This window comes from Paenibacillus ferrarius, assembly GCF_002027705.1.
GTDB classification, from domain to species: Bacteria; Bacillota; Bacilli; order Paenibacillales; family NBRC-103111; genus Paenibacillus_E; species Paenibacillus_E ferrarius.
This window is the reverse complement of record NZ_MBTG01000001.1, coordinates 102,813-119,613: the sequence shown is the minus strand read 5'-3', so window position 1 is coordinate 119,613 and position 16,801 is coordinate 102,813. Positions and strand designations below refer to the sequence as shown.

Here is a 16,801-nt window from a genome sequence, read left to right as displayed (position 1 = left end):
TTTTTCACTCCTTCATTTCCCATAAAAGAAGACTTTTATTTGGATCTCAAATTGAAATAATCCACTATTTCCTCTAATCTCTCTTCATCCATTTTATTAAAGTACTCCTCTATAGACATATCAATTTCAGTTCCAAGTGTTTTGCAACAATTCACATAGTGATTCCAAAGAAGTGCTTTAGAATCAACTTTTTCTTCAAGAAAGTTAAAGTAATTTATCATAGCTATACTTCCTCTCATGAAAGGCTTTTTCCATTGGGAATTTATATCTCAATTATTATTTGATTTAGTCTTTCAGATGCGCTATAGTTACACTCCATGATTCATAATAAAGGAGGAGTAATAATGACTTTTTTGGCTGGGCAAGTGTTAACAACAGATAAGGATTTTGAAACAGCTATCAAGATCAAAGAGGAAGTTGTTGCTTATCAAGGAAATCAACGACTTAGACCAGTTTCAACAGTGATTCAATATAACCATGAGTCTGTTAAACTAGCAGATGGCACCACGATTTTAAGAATCGCAAGCGTGATTCGTACATTAAGCGACGAAGAGAAATTACCGCATGCAATGGGTATAAAAGTATAATATATGGGGGGATTCCCCCTCTTATTTACCTTGAAATACGAATTTAATTGTCTTCTTTAATTTTCATTTCCTTTTGAAGTTGTTCGTGTAATTCTGAGATAATTCTATCTCCCTCATCTAATATTTCACGAACACAAGCAAGTTGATCGTCGTTTAACATCGATTATACTCCTTTTATCTTACAAACTCTCCACTGATACAATTCCGTCTAAACCAACTACTGGCTGCATCTCTTTCATCGGATCCACCGCTGGAATTAGACATAATTAGATCATGAATAAACGCTATAACAATCTCTTGGGGATTTGTTTTATATTCATCAGCAAGATTTTCCAATTCTTCATAGTTTTCGCCAAGAGTGAGGTATAGTTCTTTCTCTAGCTTAGTCAATTCAACAACATCTACTGTTTCAACTTCCTCAAAAGCAATAAACTCATCTAACCCAGCTTCTTTGTCATGCCACCAAAATCCAATTGGTGCGTCACCTTTAAACACAATTTTCTCAACTTCACCTTTGAACAGTTTGCCTAACGCTGTCTTTATTTGAACTTTATCTGTCTCCTTAAACTGATCTTCGTATTTCACGATACAATCACCTCACAGTATTTTTTATAAATTTCATCAATGACTCTCATCCCATGTGTTCGCGGCTTTGTTAAAAATACATGCTTATTACTGTCCATCAACATCAGTAGCTCTCGTTGATAGAAGCTCAGAGGTGTTTTCAATGTGGACTCAGCGAATTCAATAATATTCACTCAAAATCTCTCCTTTACGCTGTAATCTGACTTGATTGCTTAAGTTTTTCAATAATCATAGATTGTAATTGTTTTATGTAATAGACTTCTGCTTCTTTACTGATTGAATCTAAAGTAGTTTCAATATCTTGATGGTTATTAAAAACAGTAACCTTATATCCTGTTCCTCTAGTGAGAAAAATAAAAGTTAAATCATCTTTATCATTAATAAATCTTCTTCTAATTGAGTTATTCAATTTCTACACTCCTATTCTTTTTTATAGAGTCAACGAAGCACCAAACAATTCCAACAAATGATAATCCACCAAAACAATTAAATATGATTGAATCAACAACTGAAACCGAGTTCATAATATCACCTCATTTATTTTTATTAAATTGAAGTAATCCATTTTTAAAAATCCAATTTTCTTCAGTCATCTCAAGATATTGATGTGTAACTGGGCAAGTCGCGTAAAATCTCTTTCTTGCTGCAGTAATATCTGAGTACTTTAAACTTTCTATTCCAATTTGCTTACCTAATAATTTCGAATGATAGTCAACATAAGAACCATTGTGTCCTGTCTCAGAGATCCTTCTACCTTCTTCATACCCCCAGATAAAAACCTCGTACGTTTTATCTCTAATTGTGGCTTTTAAAAGGCTAATCTGTTCCCATGTAAGAACATGTCTGGATTCATTGTCTGAGCTCTCCTGCAGCCACACAAATCCTTCAAGCGGATTGCTTTTACGTTCACCAATTTCTATTAAATATTCAAAGAACGCTTTCACTGCATAAGCTTTATTATTTATTGTTTTATTTGAGAATGTAGACAAATATTCTGAAACATATTGATCCCATTGGGCTAAGTTGTATTGCCTGAGTTGAAGTGGATTGCTACTTTTTAAACGATAAAGAAAATTAATTAATGTGCTTCTATATGTTAATCTAGTCGAAGGCTTAAGACTGTCTAGGAACTGATCAAGCCTTAATCTTGTTGTGATACTTAAATCTCCATGTAGCTTTTCTAATTTTGTAACATCGTTTATCATCTCCATTTCCATTTGATTCATCTTTTAATTCACTCCACATTCCATTAAGTTATTTTTATTCTTTTAATTTCTATTTGAGTTTCGAGCTCTTAGAACCTCATAAAATTTCTCCTCAGTACAGTGCCCACTATATATCAAGTCTCTTTTGTAATTCCACCAACCCTCAACTTTGTCCATCCAAATGCAACTCACTGCTCGGTCGTATTCTTCTTGTGAATCTAAGCATGGGGGAAAACCTGATTCAAAATTCAATTTAAACCCCTTACACTGGGTTTCTAAGCAATTTTTTTGAATAGCTAATTGATTTAGATCGCCATCTAAGAAAAATTTCATACTGCAGCCTCCCTCTCTCAATAAAATCACTCTTTTAACGGCAATCTTGGTATTCAATTTCACGAGCTGATACTAGCCTGTAATTCAAACCTTCCTTAATTGCTTCGGCTTGAGCAAGTATAATCGCTTCATACTCAGTGCCTGCAGTTTGAATTGATATATAACCAACAAGTATGACTTCATATTTGTTATTTTTCATCTGTTTCAACCTTTGCAGCATTCAAAATTTTGTATTTCGTTTCTAAATAAATTTCTGTTAACTCTTCGTCGCTGCGGCTAAACAATTCCTCTTCGCTTTTGACTTCATACATCTCGCAAAGCTGCTTCAATGCTTCCTCTGCTTGCTTTTGTGTAGGTTTGGATATCTGTGATAATTCAAAGTACCGATTTAATGAAGCAAAGGCCGAAAACTGATTTGATGTTTGATTTGACATTTCAATTCCTCTTTTCATTTATATTCTTTATTTTTATGTAATTAATACTGTCAAATGGTTTTTACATCTACATACTACAAATGCTTTACTGGAAAATCACCATTAGAACCATATCTATATCCTTCCAGAATTACATACTTAAATTGACCAATACCAGCTGTGAATTCATCACCCTTGCAAGTCCATATCTTCCCATGATTCTCAAGAATGTTAGCTTCATCACATGAATGCATTACCACATGATCGCCTTTTTTTAATTTCAGTTTGGTTCACCTATCTCAACATTTAGATAAAAGTCATATTTTATGTTAATTTTCAATTTTCCAATTGTCACGCAAGATTTGCTTGTTTTCATCCATCGTCCATACCCAATTATCATTGGCGATAAATATAAACCAATCACGTCCTGCAAATCTCCAGAAGAATAGAAAATCCAAGACCGTCGGTTCAATATCCCCATGATAAGTGTCCTTTAGTTGTTCAATAATTGGCTTTGTCATAAACTCACCTGTCACCTCCTCAATAAATAAAACTCACATTTCATTGTTCAATTCTATTTTTCAATAACTGCAGAATTTCTTCTTTTCCACCAATATCTGAGCAGTCAATTATATTAAGTTCTACTTGTTCGAGATAAAAACGATCATTCATACAATTGTTATAATTTTCAAATGTAAAGGGCATATTTCCGTTCCTGTTGCGACTTTCAGAATGATTGATCCAACACTTCAACATAAGTTTTGTCAACCAGTGACAGCCTTCATATAAGCTCTGATATTCCTCTCTCGCTGATTCAATTGACGTTAGACCGACATTATTAAAATTGTAATAACCTATTCCCATATCAGTTTGCAACCTCCCACATTAATCATTGAAAATTCCTATTCTATTTCCGCGGCAAATCACGAGAGAATACAGCTCCACGTTTAGGTGCTGCAACTTCTTCTGGAGTAATACCTTTGCTGACAAACGCCAATCTTCCTTCATCAAACCATTGTCCATCTTGAGGCTTTCCACACTTATCAACTGCAGGCTCACAGTAATACTGGTTACAATTATGAAGATTTTCCATGATCACAAGTGCTTTTCCTTGAAATCCTGACACTTTGTCTTTTACCTCTGATCCCAATGGAATGGCAAAGATTCTATCATAGTCGTTTTCACAATCTGCAGCATTAGTTGCATCTAGAATTTCAATCCTTGATTCATCGAAGTATTCTGTTTTTCTTGGAGAACCATCTGAACCAAGTTCTTTTGGAGCTAAACCATATTGAGCACAACCGAACAAATGAGCATTACGAGCAATAAGCACACCTTCAAAACCCGATACAGAATCTTTAGCAACAACATTTAGTAAATATTTAAATTTAGTTTGCATAATATTTAAGCTCCTTTTTTATGTATCTTAATTTTCTGAAAATCCCATTTAAAGACTTATTTTATAGCCTAGCTTTTCCTGTTAAATTCCATCTGCAAAGAACATATACTGTTGTAAATATAAGTAATCCGATTGATGCTTTTATTACTGAATCCCAATTTCCAATAAAAACATAGGCAGCTAATTTACCTATAAAAATTGCTAACAAAATTCTGCCTATCAATATATAAATTTTTGTGAAATTAACCTGTTCTTTCATTTTCTTCACTCCTTTTAAAATACTTCTTTCAATAGCAATCTTTCCAATCTTCTTTTAACCACTTATATATTTTATCAATTCTATCTACTGTGTAATTTACATTTCTTTGACTGTACCACTTTTCAAAATCATGATCGTGCTTACTGGAATTACAATTTAGACAAGAAGGAATACAATTATCAATTTTATTACTTCCGTTATGAATCACATGCTCTCGATGCAAATCTATTTTTTGTTGTTTCCCAGCGTACTTTCTATAATGATTATCAATAGTAAGCCACAATAGGCACAGCAGTTTTGAAAATAATGTTTGCAATATATCCATTGTTTGTCTGTTATATCATGTTTTTTATTTTGTTGCTGTTCTCCATAAATCTTTAATTTATCTTTATTGTTATTGCGCCACTCACTCATGTATTCTTTTGCTTGATCTTTTTTATTAAACTCCCTACATCTTTCTAACCTTACAGGGTTTTTACTTGGCATTTTTGATTTATTTAATGCTTTATATTTTTCAGGATTATCAATTTCCCATTTTCTAGATTTTGTCTTAGCGCATGACTTACAATATGAATCATAGGAATCTTTACTTGAGTTATTTAAATAGAAATTAATGCTGTTCATTAAATAATAATTTTCACATATCCTACAAATTTTGTGCTTCTCGCCTTCAATGATTTTATATCTTACACTATCATCAATTTTCTTTTTTATGATATCTAATCTCCTTTGTCATTTAAAACTCCCAATACAAGAATCCTTTTATCGCACTTCCCATCGATTTGTAATGTCACCACAAACCCACTGTTTAATAAGCAAAAACATAGCATCTTCAAACTGTGCTGGAACTAGATTATTTACCTCGTCGTAATTTCCAGTTGCATAAACTAACTCATATCCATCACCATAAAAAGCCTCAACAGTATACATCGCTTAACACTCCATTTCTAATAAAATATTCATTCTATTGTGTGTTTTTTCTTTAATTTATGGCAATAAACACATAACACCTGCAAGTTGGAAATGTCGTTTATTTCTTGCACATTTGCATTATCTGGGAAACTACTTACTTCTTTAATATGGTCTACTTCTAATACATCAGTAGGCAACGGAACCCCTCTACTAGTTAGTTCACAGTTTGTATTCATACACACTTTACCAAAGGTCTTAAACGCTTTCTGACGAAGCCTATCATGATGATTACCTGTTCTAGCTTTGCATTTTCCACACTTGTTACTTCCATCTGAATCATCAATCATAATGTTACAGCGTTGAATTTTACATTTTACAATTGCCATTTGAAGTAGCCACCTTTTCAAAGGATCATTTTATTTGCTTATTAAATAATTGTTGAACTAATTGCCCTCTAAAGTTTGGATCGTTCCACATAATTGCCTTTCTTTCTTCAAGCTCTTCTTCAACTTTTGCCTTATCTTCAGTAAGAGTTTTCACTTTCTCTTGTAGTTCATTAAAACCCTTCATCAATGTCAAGTATGCTTCATCAAGAACATCAGTTTTATTATTTATAATATATTCCTCAAGTGTTTCTAGAGCTTTTTCCACTGTCATAGTTCAACTCATCTCCCAATGAAAATATAGTTTCATTACATTTCTGCCAAAGTCGTTCTACATTCTTCCATCAGCTTATGTAGTGCTCTTTTTTTAGCTCAATTTCTGGTGTGTCTGGTGTGCAAAATACGAACACCTTAACTCTTATTCCACTATAAGGCAAATACACTTCAACTTCTTTGCCGAACATTAATTTTCACCTCAAATTATCTATTTTGATTTTTTTAGTGTAAAACTTTAACTTGTGTAATTTTGTGGAATTCTGTAATCTGGTACTTAACACCAAGTTTGTTTAAGCAAGTGATCCATGCGTCCAACTCGGCCTTCTGCTTTTCGTTCCAGAAAATCATTTTAAGATTCATATGTATCAACCTCACTTATTATTTTGTTATTTTTATTTTATAATATTTTTACTGTCTTTGTCAACGATCAATTACCTTAAAATTTATATTTTATTATATTTTTATGTATCCTGTATGCCCTGATAAGTATTTATTCAATTATTATGTACTATGTATTTTTTCAATAATGTCATCTATGCATTGGAAATCCCAATATGGTATTCTAAGCAACTTTATTCCTTTAATTTCGCAATATTCATTTTTTATTTTATCATACTCAACTGTTTTTTTATGGAGGCGCCCTCTTTCATCTTTAAAGTGATAAGGATCATCGTATTCAATTATGTACTTTATATTTTTATTATCATCATAAATCGCAAAATCATATCTCATTGGATAATCTTTTGGGCTTCTCAAATCAGAAAAAGAATATTGGAATTTGTATTTTATATTTCTCTTATCAAGAGCGACCATTACTTCTTTCTCGCCATCAGTAGAATTACACTTTGGACAACCGCTTTTCATATTAGTTCTACTCTCGGGAGCTGCTTCCCACGACCATGAGCAAGACGAACACTTCCACCAAACCTTCTTTGCACTACTTTTTGTAATGCTATATGGTGTAGCTCCTATATTTAACTCATGATTCCATTCTCTAAGAAGTTCTGGATAGAAAGTAGCAAGACAATTCGTTTCATTTACTCTTGATCCTGCACAATATGGACAGTTTTGTCCAGCACTGGCTCTCATCGCAACAGGCATATCATATGAGCTTGTGCATATTGGACATAGCCACCATGTCATTTTTAATGAACCAAATGAAACATTGTCGGGGGTTATTTCACTATTCTTAGTTGGATGCCATTCTGAGATTAAATAAGGGTGCGTAGTTCTTAAACAATTCGTATGATTTATTCTCATTCCTCTGCAAAATGGACACCCTCTATCCCCTAAAGTTCTGTGCTTAGCTGAATCGTCCCATATGTGCTCTGGGTTATCGCGGCATATCCACCAATACATTTTATCAGAACCATAACTAATTTTATCTGGCGGCTTCTTATTTAATACAGGATGATATTGAGTTGCAATTTCAGGGAATCTTTCTGAAAGAGACCTACCAATTTCTAACTCTTTCTCATCATTTATTCGCCTTTTGTTTATTGGTCTAATATCATTAACTTCTTTAATTTTTTGTCCAACACATTCGACTTTATCACAGCAATCTTTAGCAATATATTGTCTCCCTTTAATTAATGTAACATAACTGCACGGACTTTCTCCAAAACAATAATCACAAATTTTTGTTACAATAACTTCGCTTTTAATTGGTAAATCTTCGATTTTGACATATATCTGAGTTCCCTGTACAAATCCATATGATCCCCACTTATCTCTTCTTCTAGGTATTTCATACTTTAAATTCTCATAGTGCTTAGTATGTTTTCCGTTTAGTGTTACATAAACACGGGTTTCTTTAATCAATCAAACATCTTCTCCTTTTTATTTTCATATTATGTAATTAGCCCATACACTTATTATTTATAGTGTTGGGCTTTAATTTTATATTTACATATTAATGCGATATATTCTATAATTTGCAACAAAGGCACTTCCCTTTTGTCTGACTTCTTTTACAATTCTTGCTGCATCTGAAATTTTCCATTCCAAAAGTTTCTCAATCAAGGTGTCTTCAGTGTAAGAGCCTTTTCCAATAATCATAAACGACATAATGTTTTTCCTCCAATAATTATATTTTTATTATGTAAATCATTCTGTAACTGGTACTCTCTTTTATTTTCAAATGGACTGACCATTCCAAAATTAATCTTGATTGCGTGTTCTATGTCTTTCATAATCTCACTATCTAATTCCGTAATTTTGCAGATTAACCTACCTTGCTCTATACATTTTGATTGCTCACACAAAGCCACTGAATTTTCTGCGAGTCCAAATTTATTAGAATCCAAAAAAACATGCGTTGGGAGCCTCTTCTTCTTTACTTGAGATGTAATTGGAATCACTTGAGCTATACTTGATCTGCTATTACCTAAATTCGTCGAGCAGCAGAGAACAGGTCGAATTCCTGACATTTCTGATCCAATACCTCCATTAATATCTGCTAACCAAACTTCACCATACTTTACTTTCTCAATCATCTTTCTCAACTCCCTCATACTACTTAAATTCGTTATAAATATTATATAAGTTGATTTATTTTTATCTTATAACTGTATTATATACTAAAAATAACGTTTTACAAGTAGAACTAATGTTCTTTTTCTCTCCTGTCAATAGGCTCTTGTACCGCATATTTGGTTATTGACTAATCTTGGTAATTTATGATATGGAAACCAATGGTAATTTCACTCTACTTCATTAATACTCCAGATATCCTCAACTGTAACCTCTAAAGCTTTTGCAATCTTCAAGGCTGTCCTAATTTCAAATGAATCATTCTTTTCATTAGCTATCATAGTGCTATCATAGATATTGAATTGTATATTGTACATTCTGTGACATATACTTATGTGTCGAATATCTCAAAAAACCTCTCATATGAGAGGCCTTTTGAATTTGATTTATTTTTACCATTTATAAAACATCTATGTATGCAACTATTTTAAACATTGGATAAAACCATTTCTTCACTTTTGAATTCCCATATCTCATTAACGGGTATACCTAAGGCTTCAGAAATTATAAGTGCTGTTTCAAGCCTTGGGTCTGCACGCTCATTAGCAGCAAGCGATATTGTAGTTCTACATAGTCCAGACATCTGCGAAAGTCTTGTTTGACTGATTTTAGCTTCTGTCATAATTCCTTTTAGATGACATTTTATATTGCTTCTGTTCTTAGTATTCATACTTGGTATTACTGAGTTGTATGTTCTTGTGTCATTGTCTATCGTTTCGTACCAATATTTTTCTCGTTCAGATAGTTGGCTCTTTATTTCAACAATTTCCAGTCTTTCGAATACAAAATTGCTTTCATCATATATATTCCAATCATCCTGAAGAGCTGAATTGAAATGCTCATTGTTGCGTAATTTTAGTTTGTGTTCATGAAATCTACCCTCAATATTTTTCGAACTCCCTATGTACGATAAGCCATTCAGTTTATTTAAAATCCTGTATACTCCATAATTATAATCAGTCTTGGGTTTTAATTTTCGAATAATAAGTACGCTCCTTTGATTTTTTTATTATGCAAACAGTATGTATTTTTTTATTAGGAAACTTCCTATTTACACGACCCTCCCCATACAATCTTAGCACGCATTTATATATTGGTAAATATTTATTTTTATTATTTATAGAATATGCAGAATCCACCTAAAAGTGACTCGCGTATTCCTATGTGGGTCTTTTATTCATGAAATTTGAATAAAAATAGTAACAAAGGCAAGAATGCTAACATTAATATATTAAAGTGGGTGACTGAATGAAAGAGAAAAACCGAGAAGATGCTTGGACTGACAGTCATGATTCAGTTCTTGCTGAAACTGTATTGCGACACATTAAAACAGGAAGCACACAACTTGCTGCATTTGAGCAAACTGGATTAAAACTAAATCGTACCGCGGCAGCATGCGGATTTCGCTGGAACAAAGAATTAAGAAAACAATACCACAACGACATTAATGAAGCTAAATTGTTCAGGGTTAAACAGAAAGAACAAAAGCGAGAAGTGTTTGTGACCTTTTTGAAGACTCAAGAAAACAACGGTAATCACTATCTTGATGCTTTTAATCAGATCATTAAGATTGCTAGGGAACAAGCTCAGAAATTTGATCAATTACTATCAGAAAATGCAAAACTTAATTTTGAGATTATGGAGCTCAAGAAACATAAAGAATCAGCCAACACACAAACCATCAATCGAGATTTTGGTGCTGAAGATATTCAAGCTTTTTTAAAGATAATGAGTAGAGCAAGAAACTTAACATCTTTGGATTTAAATGTATAAGACTCCCTTACACTCCACATGATAACATTACACCAAAAGATAGGAGTTGGCTAAAATGGCTAACAACAATACATTAGTAGTTCCACAAGCAAAAGCAGCTATAAATCAAATTAAACTCGAAGTAGCTCAAGAGCTTGGAATCCCTTTTCAACCAAATGGTTATAATGGAAACCTTGCTACACGCGATGCAGGAGCCATTGGTGGCAACATAACCAAAAGATTGGTACAAATAGCCGAGCAACAACTGACAGGCTTCAAGCGCTAATTCCTTTGATGTAGGAGCAAGCAAAAAAAGACTACAATCACCATTTCCTCCTCTGGTGATCTGTAGTCTTTTCATTATTCATCTGCAGCAGGATATTCTTCTTTAATCTGTTCAACAGTTTCATACTTACTTGTTTCAAAAACAATCTTAGCAACAGATTTGTCTGTTTTATTTTTAACTACATGTCCATAAAATTTACCATTCTTTTGAAAAACGAACATTGTTTTATCTGGTTCTTTTTGAAGTGTGTATTTTTCGATCATTCAACGCACCTCCAATTAATCTTTATTTAAGAGTAAACAAAAAGCCTCCTTTAATCAATAGGAGGAATTATACTTATAGGAATTTAAATAAAACTTGCATTTTATTGGAGACGTTAGAAATCAAGTTTAATAAACTCATTAGGATATTTTTCTTTAATATATTCTCTTACATCAATATCAATTTCGAAGTCTTGTGGAAGAATATCATATTTCTTCACCAAATCAAGAACAGAGCTTTCAGGGAGTTCGCAAAGTATTTGATCAACATTATCAGATCCATCAAACGCCACATGTAATTCCAATTTACCTGTTTCTTGTGCATCTATAAGTACATACTTCTTTTTTTTAGTCATACTCTTTCTCCTCACACTTTATTAAACACACAACAAATCATGCCTTGCTGATGATTATTCTCATAGCCTCTATAGCATAATCATCAGCATATTTTTCGAAAGGATGTTTCCTATAAAGCCTATGATATTCCTCAAACTCATCACTTTGTTTGGCTTTTTGCAGTACAATATGAAGCCCCATTTCATTTGATATCTGATTATAATCGTCCATGTATTTTTCTCCAGATTCACTCCTAATTAAATAATTTTCATAATAATATTTCCAATGTCCTTCTTCGTGCAATAATGAAAAAGTTGCATCAACAAGTTCATTAATGTTCTCGATTTCTGTATTTTGAATGATCATTGATTCAATTATTTCAATAGCTACTGAAAGTTTTTTACTCGTTCGAGCGTTGCTATAACTATCTTGAATGGTGACATTCGGAAACCAAACACCGCCTTGTTGGTTTTGTGTAGTAAATGGAGACATTCTGAAAATATAGACACCGTCATTCAGGTCAACCAGAAATGGATCATAGGCATACTTAGGTGTTTCTGATTTTAAAATAGTACTTGCTAACTCAGTAATAAGCAAATCTATCAACTCCTTTTTAATAAAAATAGATGTTATGAAATAGCCATTTTATTGACTCCTAATTAAATCGAATTCACGAATAATTTGATTTCTCACTGAATTTTCGTTTTCTAATGTTATTTGTTTAAAGGAAGAATACTCACTTATCCTAAGATCTTGAATAATTCGTAGGAATGTTGTTATTGGATTTTCCTTATATAAAGAAAAGATGTCTAAGATTATCCTATACAACTCTATTGGAGAAAAACTCCCGTTTGAGATTGTCAAATTTCCAGCATCAATTTCATTATAATGAAGAATACTAACCATTCGCCTTACTACTATTTCGTTTTCATCATATATATTTGAAATCCTCATTAACATGTTATTATTTAACAAATCCTCAGTGTGTAGGTACAAATGATCCTCTGTTTCAGTAGTACTAATCCCTTTCAATCGAAATAACAATTCCATATTAGTGAACCCCATTCTAAAACTCCCCTCCATGTCCTATTGAAACAGTCATGTTATTTGAATATTTTTTAGTTTAATAAGTTCATTTTCTAACTCTATGATCCATTCTTGCTTCTTCTGTTCTGCAAATTCTACTAGAGGCTTCTTTTTTGTGCAAAAATAATACACCTCATTGTATCTAGTAACTTCTTCCGTGATTGTACTACTCAAATTCTGGAAAACCTTTCTTAAAGGCTTAATCTCAATCTTACCTTCTGTTTTGTTTATGTAGAGATTGTACATTCATTTTCCTACTCCATTAAAATAACCCATTTATTAACTCATTGACTTCTTAATGTTTGCGAGAGTACTTATAGAAACATTGAACGTCTCACTAATTTGTTTCTGTGTTAAATCTCTTTTTACTAAATGATAATAAATTTCCTGTCGCACTGAATCAGGAATAGCTTTGTGGTAGTTTAAATCACCGATGTTTGGGTATGCTGCTTTTACCATCTTATCGATATTTTGGCCAAATGTGCGATATGGAAGTCCAAAATACCTTTGTACGATTTTCAAAGTAATCTTTTCACGTATATCATTTTCATTCCATTTTAATTCCTGTTCAAAAATGCGCTTGATCTCTTTAATTGCTTCATCTGGATCTCGTTTGACTTTGCTCTTATTATCAAAATCACTTCTCTTGAAATCATATTCTGGGAGTAAGCTTTGAAGCATTGGTAATATCCCACCATTGGAAATCGTTAAGTTAAACCATACCAGAACACGCGAAAACACATAGTTATCCCATTCGATATAGCGCGGCTTTGTAATATCTGCTTTGTCAAGATTAAGGCGAGAGATTTCAAACAAGAGTGCTTCTCTTGCAGTTTCTATTGTCCACTCATAGCCTCTAAAATCCCATTCTTTTATGCCTAAATCATCAAAGGCATCAGCCATTGCTTTTCTTAGTGAATCTTGATACAGAATAGCAACTCCACCATTTAGTTTTGCCTTTTTTAAAAGTTTCTCACTCATTTTCGTAACAATATCATCACGGTTAAAATTTAATAATTCAAGAAAATAATATCTAAGACAACGATGTAGATTATCGTACCCACCTTTGTATGGAGACCAAGTTTGACTTGGAAATGATTTAATTTCTCCGCTTAATCTCTTTTTATATAAATCAATTATTGTTTCAATAGCAATCATTTTCTCACCCAAATATTTTCAATTTTTCCTTGTTAATATTCACTCCACAGAGAATAAAATCCTTTGCCAACTTCACAAAGTACATCATCATCCTCATCTGGTTCTGTACCATGCCATCTAGCAATTGATAATACTTCCCCTTTTAAAGTTTCGATTGTGATGTTTTCTTGTGTGTAAGCAATGCCATCAAAAGCTAACTCTTGTGCCTCCAGCAAGTGATTAACTTCTACCTCATTCTTAATTCCAGTGTGATAGTTAATAATATACTTTTCCATTTTCAACAACTCCTCATTTTTCAATTTTCCAAATACTGCTTCCATTCCTTCTTTTGTCACTACCCAATCTCTTCCTAATTTTCTTATCGTTCCTTCTGGGAAATTAGTTATTTTCTTTCGTAAAGTTGAGTCATCAATCTCCCACTTATTCACTGCATCCTTAGAACTCATAATTCGAGGATCATTTAAGTTAATTTTATATGCCACTTAATCACCTTGTTTCAGGTTTCTTTTCCTTATCTTGCCTTAATTATATCATCACGCATACGTGATGTCAATAATATTTAAATTTATATATTTTATTTTTATTATATAAAACACAATGAAATCAACTTCTTATAAAGAAAAAAGTAAGTAGTAATATTGCTCTCTACTTACTTTTGTATACCTTTGGCTCTTTATCAGCAAACTCATGAACCCAATCAGGAATTCCTTTTCTAGACTTAATCTGCTTCCATAGTTTTGTTGTACATAAATCTGTGGCTTGATCGATTTCATCTTCGTGGCAGCTTAAAGCAAAGCCAATTCCAAACCCATTGAAACCACTAATTTCCCTAAAATCATTTGCAATGTCCATTGTTTTTCTTTTTCTGTATATTATCTTCTTACGATCAACTTCAATTTGAATTTTTTCTTCTGTGTCTATGAGTATTCTAATTTCTCTTACGTTTACTGAATTAGAGTAAGTTCTCTCACCATGAAAATCAATTATATGGACACTGACATCATAGTATTTAACACAATTGTTTTCATCTCTATACCTTTTATCAAAAACATCAAAGCTTTTTAGCATGTTTATATTATTCCTTCGAGTAGGATTTCTAATATTATATCACAAATTCAACAAACACAGGACTTCTCAACTTACCATTCTTAGTCCAATTTCTTGTTTTAATCTTCGCCATGATCAATGGCTCCATGTATGCGAAGTTCTTATCCTCTTTGTACACTAAACGCTGTTTAACACTGTTTAAAGCCTTCTTGTGTTCAGGTGTTACACCAAACTCAACTACACCCACAGGCACCTTAGAGCCGCTTGCTGAGTCTATTGACACCAATAAACCAAAGTCATTCTTCCTATAGCCAGATATGTAGACATTGGCATAAGTCCAGTTAATTACCTTCAACCATTGTTTGGATCTTTTATCTATTTCATACTTTGAATTCTTACCAATTGATTTCATCACTATGCCCTCAAGACCAAGTTTACTAACCTGTTCGAAATATTGTACCGCGTCACCTTCATACACTTTTACTTTTGTATATCGTTCAGTTTCTGAAAAAGATTCCTCTAGAAGTTCTTTACGTTTTAGCAGCGACAAGCTGGTTACGTCAATTCCCTTGTATCTAATGATATCAAAAGCGCAAAATGTTACTGGTGTTTTATCTTTGTTTGATAAGAAACGAGCTGACATTGCTTCGAAATCAGGTTTACCTTGATGGTCTGCCACAATTAATTCGCCATCCAATATTGTACCTTCTGGCAAAGGATGACTCTGCAGCTCAGGAAATTTATTTGTCATATTATTATTGTGTCGGCTGTAAACATAAAGTTTTTCCACATTGGAAATAATACACCTAAAACCATCTAATTTTAATTCAGAAATGTGATTCTTAGAATTGAAAGGTTTATTTTCTGGAGCATAAGTCAATAGCTGTGGCGAAACAAACATAATAAACACCTCATACTAATTGTACAATGAGGTGTTTAAGATTTCTTTAGGAGATTGATGGGAATATAAATATTACAAAAATAGCAGGATCACTAAAGATGTTACAAAAAAATAGGATTTTCTCAATTGCAAAAAATAAGTAAAACTTGGCATTAAATTAATTGAAGCAGCAAAAAGTAATTTAGCTCCAATGCAGAATAAGAAAATCCAAGTTATCAACTTTTGAAAAAATATAAGTGAGCCATACATAAAGCTTATTTTTATTTCACTTTTATCTGACTCTGAAAAAGTAGCCGCATTCTCATTATGAAATTCAACCCCTTCAACAAGTAAGGGACTCCCACAATTACCACAATACTTTTGTAAATTGTTATTTTTTGAGCAAGTAGGACATTTTATCATATGGATACCTCTAGTAGTCCACAGTTGTGTGGAATTTGTTATATTACAATAATATACAAATTCTAACATTATTCGCCGAAAATTTCAGTAATTATTTTTCTGAAATGTACGATATTGCCTATGAAAGATACATTTTATTAAACGTTTTGAAAGAAAAGATCAAAAAATATTATTCTTATTTATATAATTAAACCTTCTCACTACCGATTCATTTGTTCTAAGATTATTTTATAAAGTGAGTCAAGTCTAATGATGGACATACTATTAAATTCATCTTTATAAGTCAAAGTTCTAACTGCAATATTAACTCCGAAGTTTTTGTCATGCCAACTTTTATTATTTGTTACTTCATATTTGACACCTATATATGTAGGAAATTGACCAATTGTTGGGTCAATAATGTAATCTTCATATTCCAACCACGCATGAGTTCCTTGTTTGCCTATCCTGTGTTTCGCAATATAAGTAGTCAGAATTCCTTTTTGAAATAAAAAATATTGAAGTAAATCGCAAGTGTCACCACAACAACCACGTGGGAAATTTCTGAAATTCATGTAATAATTATATTGAGTAAAATCAATTTTTGAAATAGCAGAGACAAATTCTTCAGTTAATCCTTGAATATCCGCTATCATTAATGGCCTCTCCTTTAAGATTGAACTTTTATTGGGTTAATAAATAAAAAAGTC

32 protein-coding genes are annotated in these 16,801 nt (G+C 32.5%); 3 read left to right on the top strand and 29 right to left on the bottom strand.

All coding sequences use genetic code 11. From position 1 onward, the window contains the following. Positions 1-344 precede the first annotated feature (344 nt). On the top strand, positions 345-587 hold the full coding sequence (locus BC351_RS00690) for a hypothetical protein (RefSeq protein ID WP_079408786.1): 243 nt from the start codon (positions 345-347) through the stop codon (positions 585-587). 174 nt (positions 588-761) lie between these two features. Here the strand turns inward: BC351_RS00690 and BC351_RS00685 are convergent, their stop codons facing one another. The 19 genes from BC351_RS00685 to BC351_RS44210 form a co-directional block, all read right to left on the bottom strand. Further along, positions 762-1,172 carry a hypothetical protein gene (locus BC351_RS00685; RefSeq protein WP_079408785.1) on the bottom strand — a complete coding sequence of 137 codons (411 nt, stop codon included), beginning with the start codon at positions 1,170-1,172 and terminating at the stop codon, positions 762-764. Positions 1,173-1,359: 187 nt separating this feature from the next. Next, the gene (locus BC351_RS00680) at positions 1,360-1,581 is read right to left on the bottom strand and encodes a hypothetical protein (RefSeq protein WP_079408784.1); all 222 of its coding nucleotides are present in this window, start codon (positions 1,579-1,581) and stop codon (positions 1,360-1,362) included. Positions 1,582-1,705: 124 nt separating this feature from the next. Next, positions 1,706-2,398, bottom strand: coding sequence for a site-specific integrase (locus BC351_RS00675; RefSeq protein WP_079408783.1), 693 nt, complete (start codon positions 2,396-2,398; stop codon positions 1,706-1,708). Between the two features lie 42 nt (positions 2,399-2,440). After that, positions 2,441-2,710 (bottom strand): hypothetical protein, encoded by a 270-nt coding sequence (locus BC351_RS00670; protein WP_079408782.1) that lies wholly within the window; start codon positions 2,708-2,710, stop codon positions 2,441-2,443. Positions 2,711-2,744: 34 nt separating this feature from the next. Next, on the bottom strand, positions 2,745-2,909 hold the full coding sequence (locus BC351_RS42015; protein ID WP_158081946.1) for a hypothetical protein: 165 nt from the start codon (positions 2,907-2,909) through the stop codon (positions 2,745-2,747). Next, positions 2,899-3,144, bottom strand: coding sequence for a hypothetical protein (locus tag BC351_RS00665; RefSeq protein ID WP_079408781.1), 246 nt, complete (start codon positions 3,142-3,144; stop codon positions 2,899-2,901). The genes BC351_RS42015 and BC351_RS00665 overlap by 11 nt, the downstream gene beginning before the upstream one ends. Before the next feature lie 308 nt (positions 3,145-3,452). Further along, positions 3,453-3,644 (bottom strand): hypothetical protein, encoded by a 192-nt coding sequence (locus tag BC351_RS00660; RefSeq protein ID WP_079408780.1) that lies wholly within the window; start codon positions 3,642-3,644, stop codon positions 3,453-3,455. Positions 3,645-3,684: 40 nt separating this feature from the next. After that, the gene (locus BC351_RS00655; RefSeq protein WP_079408779.1) at positions 3,685-3,987 is read right to left on the bottom strand and encodes a hypothetical protein; all 303 of its coding nucleotides are present in this window, start codon (positions 3,985-3,987) and stop codon (positions 3,685-3,687) included. 43 nt (positions 3,988-4,030) lie between these two features. Then, the gene (locus tag BC351_RS00650; protein ID WP_079408778.1) at positions 4,031-4,522 is read right to left on the bottom strand and encodes a hypothetical protein; all 492 of its coding nucleotides are present in this window, start codon (positions 4,520-4,522) and stop codon (positions 4,031-4,033) included. Positions 4,523-4,583: 61 nt separating this feature from the next. After that, a complete protein-coding gene (locus BC351_RS00645) occupies positions 4,584-4,781 on the bottom strand; it encodes a hypothetical protein (RefSeq protein ID WP_079408777.1) in 198 nt (65 codons plus the stop codon). Between the two features lie 28 nt (positions 4,782-4,809). After that, positions 4,810-5,106, bottom strand: coding sequence for an HNH endonuclease (locus BC351_RS44215; RefSeq protein ID WP_144028214.1), 297 nt, complete (start codon positions 5,104-5,106; stop codon positions 4,810-4,812). After that, positions 5,007-5,405, bottom strand: coding sequence for a hypothetical protein (locus BC351_RS42005; protein ID WP_079408776.1), 399 nt, complete (start codon positions 5,403-5,405; stop codon positions 5,007-5,009). Before BC351_RS42005 ends, BC351_RS44215 begins: the two co-directional genes overlap by 100 nt. Positions 5,406-5,543: 138 nt before the next feature. After that, positions 5,544-5,711 (bottom strand): hypothetical protein, encoded by a 168-nt coding sequence (locus tag BC351_RS42000; RefSeq protein WP_158081944.1) that lies wholly within the window; start codon positions 5,709-5,711, stop codon positions 5,544-5,546. 29 nt (positions 5,712-5,740) lie between these two features. Next, positions 5,741-6,079 (bottom strand): HNH endonuclease, encoded by a 339-nt coding sequence (locus BC351_RS00635; RefSeq protein ID WP_079408775.1) that lies wholly within the window; start codon positions 6,077-6,079, stop codon positions 5,741-5,743. A gap of 25 nt (positions 6,080-6,104) precedes the next feature. Continuing rightward, positions 6,105-6,350 carry a hypothetical protein gene (locus BC351_RS00630; protein WP_079408774.1) on the bottom strand — a complete coding sequence of 82 codons (246 nt, stop codon included), beginning with the start codon at positions 6,348-6,350 and terminating at the stop codon, positions 6,105-6,107. A gap of 503 nt (positions 6,351-6,853) precedes the next feature. Next, positions 6,854-8,173: a zinc-ribbon domain-containing protein gene (locus tag BC351_RS00625; RefSeq protein WP_079408773.1), complete on the bottom strand. Its 1,320-nt coding sequence runs from the start codon at positions 8,171-8,173 to the stop codon at positions 6,854-6,856. A gap of 84 nt (positions 8,174-8,257) precedes the next feature. Next, positions 8,258-8,419: a hypothetical protein gene (locus BC351_RS41995; protein WP_158081943.1), complete on the bottom strand. Its 162-nt coding sequence runs from the start codon at positions 8,417-8,419 to the stop codon at positions 8,258-8,260. Continuing rightward, the gene (locus BC351_RS00620) at positions 8,407-8,847 is read right to left on the bottom strand and encodes a type II toxin-antitoxin system PemK/MazF family toxin (protein ID WP_158081942.1); all 441 of its coding nucleotides are present in this window, start codon (positions 8,845-8,847) and stop codon (positions 8,407-8,409) included. The genes BC351_RS41995 and BC351_RS00620 overlap by 13 nt, the downstream gene beginning before the upstream one ends. Before the next feature lie 464 nt (positions 8,848-9,311). Beyond that, complete coding sequence (locus tag BC351_RS44210; protein WP_425270895.1) at positions 9,312-9,866, bottom strand: GIY-YIG nuclease family protein; 555 nt, start codon at positions 9,864-9,866, stop codon at positions 9,312-9,314. Positions 9,867-10,132: 266 nt separating this feature from the next. Between BC351_RS44210 and BC351_RS00610 the strand changes: the two genes are divergently transcribed. Both BC351_RS00610 and BC351_RS00605 read left to right on the top strand, forming a co-directional pair. Continuing rightward, complete coding sequence (locus BC351_RS00610) at positions 10,133-10,657, top strand: RsfA family transcriptional regulator (protein ID WP_079408771.1); 525 nt, start codon at positions 10,133-10,135, stop codon at positions 10,655-10,657. A 55-nt stretch (positions 10,658-10,712) separates the two neighbouring features. Further along, positions 10,713-10,922 (top strand): alpha/beta-type small acid-soluble spore protein, encoded by a 210-nt coding sequence (locus tag BC351_RS00605; protein WP_079408770.1) that lies wholly within the window; start codon positions 10,713-10,715, stop codon positions 10,920-10,922. Positions 10,923-10,996: 74 nt separating this feature from the next. Here BC351_RS00605 and BC351_RS00600 read toward each other — a convergent pair whose 3' ends face one another. The 10 genes from BC351_RS00600 to BC351_RS00550 form a co-directional block, all read right to left on the bottom strand. Continuing rightward, on the bottom strand, positions 10,997-11,185 hold the full coding sequence (locus BC351_RS00600) for a hypothetical protein (protein WP_079408769.1): 189 nt from the start codon (positions 11,183-11,185) through the stop codon (positions 10,997-10,999). A 113-nt stretch (positions 11,186-11,298) separates the two neighbouring features. After that, entirely contained in the window at positions 11,299-11,538 is a 240-nt protein-coding gene (locus BC351_RS00595; protein ID WP_079408768.1) for a hypothetical protein, read from the bottom strand. A gap of 37 nt (positions 11,539-11,575) precedes the next feature. Then, the gene (locus BC351_RS00590) at positions 11,576-12,115 is read right to left on the bottom strand and encodes a hypothetical protein (protein ID WP_079408767.1); all 540 of its coding nucleotides are present in this window, start codon (positions 12,113-12,115) and stop codon (positions 11,576-11,578) included. 48 nt (positions 12,116-12,163) lie between these two features. After that, a complete protein-coding gene (locus BC351_RS00585) occupies positions 12,164-12,568 on the bottom strand; it encodes a hypothetical protein (protein WP_144028213.1) in 405 nt (134 codons plus the stop codon). 315 nt (positions 12,569-12,883) lie between these two features. After that, the gene (locus tag BC351_RS00575) at positions 12,884-13,774 is read right to left on the bottom strand and encodes a DUF4046 domain-containing protein (RefSeq protein ID WP_079408764.1); all 891 of its coding nucleotides are present in this window, start codon (positions 13,772-13,774) and stop codon (positions 12,884-12,886) included. Positions 13,775-13,794: 20 nt separating this feature from the next. After that, entirely contained in the window at positions 13,795-14,244 is a 450-nt protein-coding gene (locus BC351_RS43150) for a helix-turn-helix domain-containing protein (RefSeq protein ID WP_244208845.1), read from the bottom strand. Between the two features lie 163 nt (positions 14,245-14,407). Continuing rightward, complete coding sequence (locus BC351_RS00565; protein ID WP_079408763.1) at positions 14,408-14,830, bottom strand: hypothetical protein; 423 nt, start codon at positions 14,828-14,830, stop codon at positions 14,408-14,410. 34 nt (positions 14,831-14,864) lie between these two features. Next, positions 14,865-15,710 (bottom strand): ATP-dependent DNA ligase, encoded by an 846-nt coding sequence (locus BC351_RS00560; RefSeq protein WP_079408762.1) that lies wholly within the window; start codon positions 15,708-15,710, stop codon positions 14,865-14,867. Positions 15,711-15,782: 72 nt separating this feature from the next. After that, the gene (locus BC351_RS00555; RefSeq protein ID WP_079408761.1) at positions 15,783-16,112 is read right to left on the bottom strand and encodes a hypothetical protein; all 330 of its coding nucleotides are present in this window, start codon (positions 16,110-16,112) and stop codon (positions 15,783-15,785) included. Between the two features lie 200 nt (positions 16,113-16,312). Continuing rightward, positions 16,313-16,747 (bottom strand): hypothetical protein, encoded by a 435-nt coding sequence (locus BC351_RS00550; RefSeq protein WP_079408760.1) that lies wholly within the window; start codon positions 16,745-16,747, stop codon positions 16,313-16,315. Positions 16,748-16,801: the final 54 nt, after the last annotated feature.